Genomic DNA, 9,450 nt, shown 5'->3' on the forward strand with positions numbered 1-9,450 from the left:
AGAGCTCATGCAAATCTTTCTTGACGAAATTGAGAGCCGCACACCTGCTGGAATCGCGGCCGCGATCGGCCGTTTGATCGCTTCGGGAGCACTGGCCCCTGGCGACCGTTTGCCGACCGTGCGCGAGTTCGCCGCCCTGCTCGGAGTGAGCCCCGCGACCATCAGTCACGCCTGGCAGGCGCTCGGCTCGGTCGGGCTGATCGTCTCGCGCGGACGCAGCGGAACCTTCGTGCTCGACACGGCCCCCAAGTGGCTGCCGGCGCGCAGCCAGTCGATGGTCGGCCGGCACCAGAGCGCCCGGATCGACCTCTCCCGGGGCACGCCGGACCCGCAGCTGCTTCCCGCCCTCGGCCCCGCGCTCTCGCGGGTGTCTCAGCGTGCCGTCACCCCGATCTATCAGGATCTGCCGGTGATTCCGGAACTGCTCACGGTGCTCAGCGAGTCGTGGCCGTACCCGGTGGAGTCGGTCACCGTCGTCGACGGCGCGCTCGACGCGATCTCGCGCAGCCTCGATGCGGTCACCCGGTTCGGCGATCGGGTCATCGTGGAGAGCCCCGGTTTTCCGCCGTTCTTCGACCTGCTCGACCAGTTGGGCCTCGAGCGGGTGCCGGTGGATGTCGACCGGCACGGAATCGTTCCCGCTTCGTTTCGGGCTGCGCTCACACTCGGCCCGACCGCTGTGATCTTGCAGCCGCGTGCGCAGAATCCGACCGGCGCCTCGATGACCGCGTTGCGGGCCGAAGTGCTGGCCGGGCTGCTGGCGGAACACCGACTCAACGCCGACACCGTCGTGATCGAAGACGATCACTCGGGCGAGATCAGCATCAGCCCGGATGTGAGTCTCGGCCGCTGGCTGCCCAATCGGGTGCTTCACGTGCGGAGCTTCTCGAAGTCGCACGGCCCCGATCTGCGCATCGCGGCGCTCGGCGGCCCGGCCAGCCTGGTCGATCCGATCGTCGCCCGACGGATGCTCGGCCCGGGTTGGACCAGCCGGATGCTGCAGACAATCCTCTACGACCTGCTCACGTCGCGCGAAAGTGTCGATGAGATCAGCGAGGCGCGACGTATCTACTTTGCTCGGCAGAAGGCACTGACCGACGCGTTGCGGGAGCACGGTCTCGACCTGGCCCAGGCAGACGGGATCAACGCCTGGCTGGCGGTGAACGACGAGCGGGATGCGATTGTGCAGCTGGCCGCATCCGGAATTCGCGTGGCCGGCGGCTCACCGTTCTTCGCGACCGAACCAGCCCCCGCATTCATCCGCGTGACGGCCGGAGCGCTGCCCGACGACATCGAGCCGATCGCCGCGGCGCTGGCCGCGACCGCTCGGGGTGCGAACGACGGCGGGAACGGGGTCGAGGCCGGTTCGGGGCGGGTACCCGGGGTGCATTCGTTGGAGGCGCGCTGGGCGTAGGCCGCGTGTCTACTCGCCGACGCCACTCGTCGCGCGGGCGCGCATCCCTCTCGCGTGCGTGCGCTCAAATCGTCGCGCGGGCGGGTTTCGAGGCGACAATTTGAGCGCACGCGTGGCTCGGCAGCCTGCCCAAGATGCGAGAGCATTGCACCAAGGCAACGAGGAGAGTTATGACGAAGATCACTGTGCTGGCCGGCGGCGTGGGCGGGGCGCGGTTCACGCGCGGGCTGCTGCAGGAACTCGCGGACCTCGATGCGGCCAGGGGGACGGATGCCGGCACTGCGGACACCTCAGTCACCAGCTCAGTGACCGTGATCGTCAACACGGGCGACGACATGTGGCTCGACGGGCTGCGCATCTGCCCCGACCTCGACACCGTCATGTACACGCTCGGCGGTGGGATCAATGAGGAGCAGGGCTGGGGGCGTCCGGACGAGTCGCGGCGCACCTCGGCAGAGATCGCCGCGTACGGGCGCGGCTGGTCGTGGTTCACGCTCGGCGATCTCGACCTGGCCACGCACATTGTGCGCACCGATTTGATGCGGAATGGCAGGACGCTGAGTGAGGCGACCGAGTTCCTCTGCCGCCGCTGGCAACCCGGCGCGACGCTGCTGCCGATGAGCGACCAACCGGTCGAGACACATGTGCGCCTTGCCGCCGCGGTCGACGAGCACGCGGCCGGCGACCTGATCCACTTCGAGGAGTGGTGGGTGCGCTACCGGGCCCACGTCGAGGTGACCGAGTTCGTGCAGATCGGACTCGAGAACGCGACGCCAGCGCCCGGCGTGCTGGAGGCCATCCGTGACGCCGATCTGGTGGTTCTGCCGCCGTCGAACCCGGTCGTCTCCGTGGGAACGATTCTGGCTGTGCCGGGCATCCGTGAGGCGCTGCGCACGACGACGGCTCGCGTTGTCGGCGTCTCGCCGATCATCGGGGGCAGTGCCGTGCGCGGGATGGCCGACCACTGCCTGCGCGTGATCGGCGTCGAGACGTCAGCGGCCGCGGTGGGGCTGCACTATGGGGCGCGCGGGTCGGGCGGCGTGCTCGATGCCTGGCTCGTCGACGAGACGGATGCCGCGGGGGTCGCCGAGCTGGAGGCCGCGGGCATCCGTTCGGCGGCGGTTCCACTCTGGATGCGCGACGTCTCCTCGACGGCCGCCATCGCCCGTGACGTGCTCGCGATCAGCGCGCTCGTATAGGGCCCGACGCCGAGGTGCAGTGCCTCGGCGAGGTTGGCGACGGTGTCGACGTCCCGGCGGATCGAGGCGGTCGGCGGGATCGCGAGCGGGATGTGCCCGGCAGCCTCGTGGGCGGCACGGGAGCCGGCTCCGAACCGGGGGGTGAGGGCGGCCGCGGCGCTGGCGAGCGTGAGGAGGGCGGTGGTTCCGGTGCCTTCCTCGTCGGGGATCATCGAGCGCTCATGAGCGGCGGCGAGCGCGAGGGCGTTCTCGACGTCGGCGACGGTGAGGGCGGGCAGATCGCCGGTCACGATCGCGATGTTGCTCGCGGGGGCGGCGGCGCGCGCGGCGGTGATCCCTTGCCGGATCGCCGCGTTGAGGGGGTCGACGTGCTGCTTGGATGGCCGGGGTTGCGGCGACTCGAGCTCCGACGACGACTCGGGCTCCGAGGATTCGGGCGACGACGACTCACGGATGATGTGGGCGCCGAGGGCCGACATCCGTTCGGCGATCTCGTCATCGGCCGTCACCACGAACACCCGGTCGACGGCCGGAGCGGCCAGGAGCGCGGTCACGGTGTCGAGCGCGAATGCCTCGGCGAGCTGCACACGTTCGGGATGAGTGCCGAATCGGGATTTGGCCCGTGCGGTTCCCTTGACCGGAACGACGACTACCCAGCTCATGAGGATCTCCCGTCAGCTCTCAGTCGGAGCGGGTGCAGGAGGCAAGGTGGTTGGCGTGGATTCCGCACGGAACTCGGCGAGCGCCGCCGCCCGTCCGGCGGCAAATCCCTCGGAGTATCCCTCGGCGTGCGCCTCGGCCGTGCCCAACCTGAACATGTCGAACTCGCTCGGGCGCTGCAGGAGACGAGCGCCTCGGGCCGGCAGCGCCTCAAGCTCCCCCACCAGGCGGCCGACACCGCGCACGACGGCCACCGGATTACCGCTCGTTTTGCCCTTGATCAGGTCGGCGGCCGCGGCGATCTCATCGGCGACCGCGGCGACCGTGACGTCGAGGCGGCGGCCACCGGCATCCGTCGTGCCGCGCAGGTCATCGAGCACGGCGACTCCGGCGGCGCCGATCGCGATATCGGTCTGCCCTTCGCGCCAGGGCCGACCGGCAGTGTCGGTGATGAGAACGCCGAGTCGCAACCCGGTGCGCTCCCGCAGGGCGGTGCAGAGGGCGTGCGCCGAGGCATCCGGGTCGATCGGCAGCAGCAGAACGATTCCGTCTGGGGTGTTGCTGGCGTCGACGCCGGCCGCGGCGAGCACAAGGCCCTGCCGGTTTTCGACGATGCGGGTCACGCCACCCGGATGCGCGCGGGTCGCGACAACCCGCACGGTCTCCTCGGTGATCGCTTGCTCACGATCGTCGGCGGCGCGTTGGCGGCCCTCGGCTTTCGAGACGATCTTGCTCGTGACGGCGAGAATGTCGCCGTCGGTCAGTTGCGAACCGGCCGCCGCAAGGATCGCCTCGGCCAGGTCGTCGCCCGCGGTGATCTCGCCGATCCCGTCGAGCACGAAGATGCGAATCTCGGCCTCGCCGGCCGCCGCCGGCGCGGAGATATCGCGCGTCACATCCGTCATCGTCATCGCCCCAGTTTCGGCAGCACGTCGCGCCCGAAGACGTCAATCCACTCGCGTTGATTGCGGCCGACGTTGTGCAGGTAGATCTTGTCGAAGCCGAGGTCGACGAACTGCTGGATGTGCGCGCGGTGCACGTCGGGATCGGAGGAGATGACCATCCGTCCGTCGAAGTCCTCCGGGCGCAGGTGCTTGGCGATCTGCTCGAACTCAAACGGCGATCGGATGTCGCTCTTCGGAAATCGCATGGCACCGTTCGGCCACTCGCGCAGTGCGTTGGCCATCGCGAGCTCGTCGGTCTCGGCCCAGCTCAGGTGAAGCCGCAGAACCTTGGGCATGCTCGACGGGTCTTTGCCGACCTCCCGCGCGCCCGCCTCGAACCGGTTGAACAGCATCGCGACCTTGTCGATCGGCGCCCCGACGGTGATCAGCCCGTCGGCCTGCCGACCGGCGCGCTTGGCGGTGATCGGACCGGCCGTGGCGATCAGAATCTCGGGCGCCACGGCGGGCATCGTCCAGAGGCGGGTCGACTCGAGCTTGTAATACTGCCCGGAATGCTTCACATCACGCCCGGCGATCGATGCGCTGAACAGTTTGGAGATGATCTCGACGGCCTCGAACATCCGGTTGAGCCGCTCGGCAGCCTCGGGCCAATAGACGCCGACGATGTGCTCGTTCAGCGCCTCACCGGCGCCGAGGCCGAGCCAGTGCCGGCCCGGATACATCGAGGCGAGCGTGGCGGATGCCTGCGCCACCATCGCCGGATGCCAGCGGAACGTCGGGGTCGTCACGCCGGGCCCGAAGTCGCCGACGGTGCGTTCGCCGACCGCGGCCAGCACGCTCCAGACGAAGGAGGACTCGCCCTGCGCCGGAACCCATGGCTGAAAATGGTCGGCCGCCATCACGCCGCTGAAGCCGTGCTGTTCGGCGTAGGCCGCAAGCGCGACGGCCTCGGCGGGCGCGAATTGTTCGAGCATCGCCGCATAACCGATCTGCACGTTGACCATTGCTCCATTCTGCCGGGTCGGGCCGGGGCTATGGGCAAGCAGCACCCGTTGAGATCTTCCGCTCGCGCACCAAATAGGCTTGAGGGCATGCGCATCGCCACCTGGAACGTCAACTCCATCCGTGCCCGCGTCGACCGCACGGTCGACTGGATGGTGCGGGAGGACATCGACGTGCTCGCTATGCAGGAAATCAAGTGCAAGCCGGAGCAGTTTCCGAGGGAACCGTTCGAGGCGGCCGGCTACGACCTTGAAGTACACGGCCTCAACCAGTGGAACGGCGTTGCTTTCGCCAGTCGCCTGGAGATGACGGATGTTGTCACCAGCTTTCCGGGGATGCCCGGCTTTCTGAAGGGCCAGGAAGGCCCCGACCAACCGCTCGAAGCCCGCGCGCTCGGCGTCACGGTCAACGACATGCGCCTGTGGAGCCTCTACGTGCCGAACGGCCGTGCCCTCGACGACCCCCACTTCATCTACAAGCTCGACTGGCTGGCCACGCTGGAGAAGCACGCCCGCGAGGAGCTCGCCCGCAACCCGCACCTCGCGCTCGCGCTGATGGGCGACTTCAATGTGGCGCCGACCGACGCCGACATGGGCGACCCGAGCTTCGTGCCCGGCCTCTCCACCCATATCTCCCCCGCCGAACGCGCGGCATTCGCGGCCTTCGAGGCGGCCGGCCTGACCGACGTCGTGCGCCCCCTCGTTCCCGGGGGCTACACCTTCTGGGACTACAAGGCGCTGCGCTTCCCGCGCAACGAAGGCATGCGCATCGACTTCATTCTCGGCTCGCCGGCGTTCGCCGACCTCGTCACCGAGGCAAGCATCCACCGCGACGAGCGCAAGGGTGACGCCCCGAGCGACCACGTTCCCGTGGTGGTGGATATCGAGATCGAGGGCGAAGACGACGATCGGCCGATGATCTTCTAGCGTTTCACGCCCGAAAAAACAGGGTGCCCGGCCTACGCTGAATCCATGCCTCACCTCGACGTGCCCGGTGCCTCGCTCTATTACGAGACCGACGGGCACATCTCGTCGCCGGCGCTGCTTCTCATCCATGCCGGGGTGGCGAACCTGCGCATGTGGGATCCGCAGATCGAGGCTCTGGCCGCCGACCATTTCGTCATCCGCTTCGACACTCGCGGGTACGGGCAGACGCAGAGCCAGGATGTCGCGTCCTCTGACCGCCCGTTTTCGGACCGAGCCGACGCGATCGCCGTTCTCGATCACCTCGGCGTCGCCCGCGCGACGCTGATCGGGGCGTCTCGCGGCGGTGCGATCTCCCTCGATCTCGCGCTAGAGCATCCGGATGGGGTCGCGGGGCTCGTCACGGTCGGATCCGGGCCGAGCGGATTCCCCCCGACTCCGCTCACTGAGCGGGAGGGCGAGCTTTTCGCCGCAATCAACGCTGCGGAAGCCGATGACGACTGGCACACGGCGGCTCGGCTCGAGGTCACCCTCTGGGACGTCGGCCCGCTTCGCGCCGAGCGCGATCTCGATCCCGAGTTCGTCAGTCTCGCGGCCGCGCTCAACCGCGTCAACGCCGCGCATGCGCATGAGAAGCTGAGCCGGATTCCGCTCGATCCGCCGGCGTACTCGCGGATTGGCGACATCTCGGTTCCGACCCTGGTGACCGTCGGCGAGTTCGATCTCAGTTCAGAGCTTGCGCACTACGAGTACCTCACGGCGACGATGCCTGAAGCGAGCGGGTACGTGTTCGGCGACTCCGCCCACCTGCCGAGCGTCGAGCATCCGGCTGAGTTCCAACGGTTGCTCGTCGATTGGCTGGCCGAGAACGGTTTGTAGGCGCGCAGCGTTCGCGTGTGCACTCCCGGTGGTCGAGCTAGTCGAGACCCGGTGAGACGTCGTTCGAACGCGGCCATCCCGGTGGTCGAGCTTGTCGAGACCCGGTGAGACGATCCTTGAACGCGGCCATCCCGGTGGTCGAGCTTGTCGAGACCCGGTGAGACGATCCGTGAACGTGAGTTGCGTCTGAAGGTCGGCTCACGAGATTTCGAGACGCGTGCTCGCAGGCTCGCGCGCTCCTCAATCAACGAGCGAGCCGCGTGCTCGCAGGCTCGCGCGCTCCTCAATCAACGAGGTGGCGAAACGACTAGCCGCCGAGGCGCTCGTCGAGCTCGCGGATGACATCCCACGCGCCCTCTTCTGAGTTGCTCAACACCACGACATCCAGACCCTGCTCGTAGTAGTGACGCAGGATTCCGCCGGCGCCCGCATTCACGCCGTCCTTGTAATAGGAGCGCACCGAACCGTCTTCGTCGAGGTCGAACTCGAGGCCGAAGCCGTAGGACGTGGCCTCGTCGTGCTCGACCTGGGGGCTGAAGAACTCCTCGGTCATCTCGGCGTTCAGCAGGATTCCGTTGCGGAGGGCGTCGAGGAACTTCACCAGATCAGCTGCCGTCGCCTGCGCGCCGCCGTCGGGCGAACCGATCGGCGGGGTCGCGAAGACGCTCGCGCCCCAGGTGCCGTTCTCGGCCTGGTCCCAGCCCTCGGCCAGGCGCGGAGTGGCTTCGCGGCGGTCGAAGAAGCCGGAATCGCTCATCCCGGCCGGAGCGAAAATCTCATTGATGACGTACTGGCGAAAGCTCAGGCCGGTCACCTTTTCGACGGCGAGGCCGGCGAGGATGTAGCCGGCATCGCTGTATTCGCTGTCGAGACCGGGTGCGGCGACCGGCTCCTTGTGAGCGAAGAGCGGCAGGTAGTCCGCAGTTTCGGTCAGCGTGTAGGTCGGAACCCGGGCCCACAGCGCTTCGTACTCTTCGCCGGCTTCCTCGTCAACAATGTCGGCGATGCCGCTCGTGTGGGTCAGCAGGTGAAGCAGGGTGACGCCGATGCCGATCGTAGTGTCGGCGAGGTCAACGTAATGGTGAATCGATGTCTCGAGATCGAGCGTGCCGCGCTCAACCTGCTGCAGCACGGCCACGGCTGTGAAGAGCTTGGTGATCGACGCGGTGTCGAAGCGGGTGTCCATCGTGTTCGGGATGCCCCAGCGCTGGGTGGCGAGGCCGGTGGCCGACTCGAAGACGGTCGCGTCGCCCTCTCGCACGAGCACAACGCCCGCGAACTCGTTGTCGGCCAGAAACTCATTCAATCCAGTGGTATCCACCTACCAAGTGTAGGCACCCGGCGGGTGCCTACCGCGCCGGATGGTTGGCTCGCAAGGTCTCGACAGGCTCGACCACCGGGGCGCCATCACCGAGTGGCGTGCCGGTCGTGTTGGTAACTCCGGTCATCCCGGAAGCGACGCCGCGGCATCCGCAAAAACACGCGGCGGAATTCGACGCCGCTCCGGAATCCCCGGAGTTACCAACCGACAGCATCCGATGCAGCGAAAGACGTCTGACGCGACGGGCGGCGCGACAATTCAGTTGCGCCCGGTGAACTTGTCCATTGAGCGGTAGACGCCAAAGAGTCCGCCGGCGACGGCGTCCCAGGCGGGTTGCGGCAGCACACCGCGGAGTGCCCGGGCCAGGCCGACGGTCCACGGCATCATCAGCTGCGGCTTGCCGGCGAGCATCGCCGCCCAGACGCGGTCGACCACGTATTCGGGAGTCATCACCGGCGTGAGCAGCGGGCCGCGCGCGCCCGCGAACATCCCGGTCGAGATGTAGCTCGGGCTGACCGTGGTGACCTTGACGTTGCGGTGGTCCTGCTGCTCGAGTTCGAGGCGCAGGCTGTCGCTCCAGCCGATGAGCGCGGCTTTCGAGGCGGCGTAGACGCTCATCCGCGGGTTCGAGAGAGTGCCGGCCGCCGACGCGATGTTCACGATGCGGGCCGCGCGGTAGAAGCTGTCCATCATGCCCGGCAGAAACTCGCGGGTGATGTACATCGGCGCCAGCGCGTTGATCTGCATGGTCGGCCGGGTGTCATCGCCGTTGTCGTGCTCCCAGAAATACTTGCCGCGGATGATGCCGGCGTTGTTGATCAGGATGTCCGGGTTGCCAACCTCGGTGCGCACCCGCTGGGCGGTCTGGGCGATCGCGCCGAGGTCAGAGATGTCGATGACGTACGAGACGACGCGCGTGCCTTCGCCGGCCAGAGCGCTCAGCTCGGCGGCGGTGGACGTGACGCCCGCCGCATCCCGGTCCCAGAGCACCACGGCCGCGGCGCCCTCGGCGACGGCCCGTTCGGCATACAACCGGCCCATGCCGCTGGCCGCCCCGGTGATTAGCACGCGGGCTCCGGCAACGGTTCGAGTCATGTCTCAATCATCGCAAGTTTTTCACCGAGGCCACGCCGCGCCTGAAAGTAAT

Annotated in this window: 8 protein-coding genes and 1 pseudogene; 4 read left to right on the forward strand and 5 right to left on the reverse strand. The window is 67.9% G+C overall.

The window, feature by feature from the left end:
* Nucleotides 1-7 precede the first annotated feature (7 nt).
* Both AC1DCF_RS03750 and cofD read left to right on the forward strand, forming a co-directional pair.
* Nucleotides 8-1,414: an aminotransferase-like domain-containing protein gene (locus AC1DCF_RS03750; protein ID WP_477209865.1), complete on the forward strand. Its 1,407-nt coding sequence runs from the start codon at nucleotides 8-10 to the stop codon at nucleotides 1,412-1,414.
* Nucleotides 1,415-1,584: 170 nt separating this feature from the next.
* A complete protein-coding gene (gene cofD, locus AC1DCF_RS03755) occupies nucleotides 1,585-2,613 on the forward strand; it encodes a 2-phospho-L-lactate transferase (protein ID WP_477209866.1) in 1,029 nt (342 codons plus the stop codon).
* 56 nt (nucleotides 2,614-2,669) lie between these two features.
* On the opposite strand, the pseudogene AC1DCF_RS03760 reads toward cofD, so the two are convergent.
* The 3 genes and pseudogenes from AC1DCF_RS03760 to AC1DCF_RS03770 form a co-directional block, all read right to left on the reverse strand.
* A pseudogene (locus tag AC1DCF_RS03760) lies at nucleotides 2,670-3,275 on the reverse strand (hypothetical protein); the annotation flags it as partial.
* 12 nt (nucleotides 3,276-3,287) lie between these two features.
* Nucleotides 3,288-4,184 carry a coenzyme F420-0:L-glutamate ligase gene (gene cofE, locus AC1DCF_RS03765; protein WP_477209867.1) on the reverse strand — a complete coding sequence of 299 codons (897 nt, stop codon included), beginning with the start codon at nucleotides 4,182-4,184 and terminating at the stop codon, nucleotides 3,288-3,290.
* Complete coding sequence (locus AC1DCF_RS03770; RefSeq protein ID WP_477209868.1) at nucleotides 4,181-5,182, reverse strand: TIGR03557 family F420-dependent LLM class oxidoreductase; 1,002 nt, start codon at nucleotides 5,180-5,182, stop codon at nucleotides 4,181-4,183. Before AC1DCF_RS03770 ends, cofE begins: the two co-directional genes overlap by 4 nt.
* An 87-nt stretch (nucleotides 5,183-5,269) precedes the next feature.
* Here AC1DCF_RS03770 and AC1DCF_RS03775 point away from each other — a divergent pair, with 87 nt between their 5' ends.
* Nucleotides 5,270-6,106 (forward strand): exodeoxyribonuclease III, encoded by an 837-nt coding sequence (locus tag AC1DCF_RS03775; protein ID WP_477209869.1) that lies wholly within the window; start codon nucleotides 5,270-5,272, stop codon nucleotides 6,104-6,106.
* Nucleotides 6,107-6,151: 45 nt separating this feature from the next.
* Nucleotides 6,152-6,982: an alpha/beta fold hydrolase gene (locus AC1DCF_RS03780; RefSeq protein ID WP_477209870.1), complete on the forward strand. Its 831-nt coding sequence runs from the start codon at nucleotides 6,152-6,154 to the stop codon at nucleotides 6,980-6,982.
* 307 nt (nucleotides 6,983-7,289) lie between these two features.
* Here the strand turns inward: AC1DCF_RS03780 and AC1DCF_RS03785 are convergent, their stop codons facing one another.
* Nucleotides 7,290-8,303, reverse strand: coding sequence for a serine hydrolase domain-containing protein (locus tag AC1DCF_RS03785; protein WP_477209871.1), 1,014 nt, complete (start codon nucleotides 8,301-8,303; stop codon nucleotides 7,290-7,292).
* Nucleotides 8,304-8,561: 258 nt separating this feature from the next.
* Nucleotides 8,562-9,398, reverse strand: a complete 837-nt coding sequence (locus tag AC1DCF_RS03790; protein WP_477209872.1) for an SDR family NAD(P)-dependent oxidoreductase — start codon at nucleotides 9,396-9,398, stop codon at nucleotides 8,562-8,564.
* Nucleotides 9,399-9,450: the final 52 nt, after the last annotated feature.

The organism is Leifsonia sp. 10L418 (assembly GCF_056395445.1).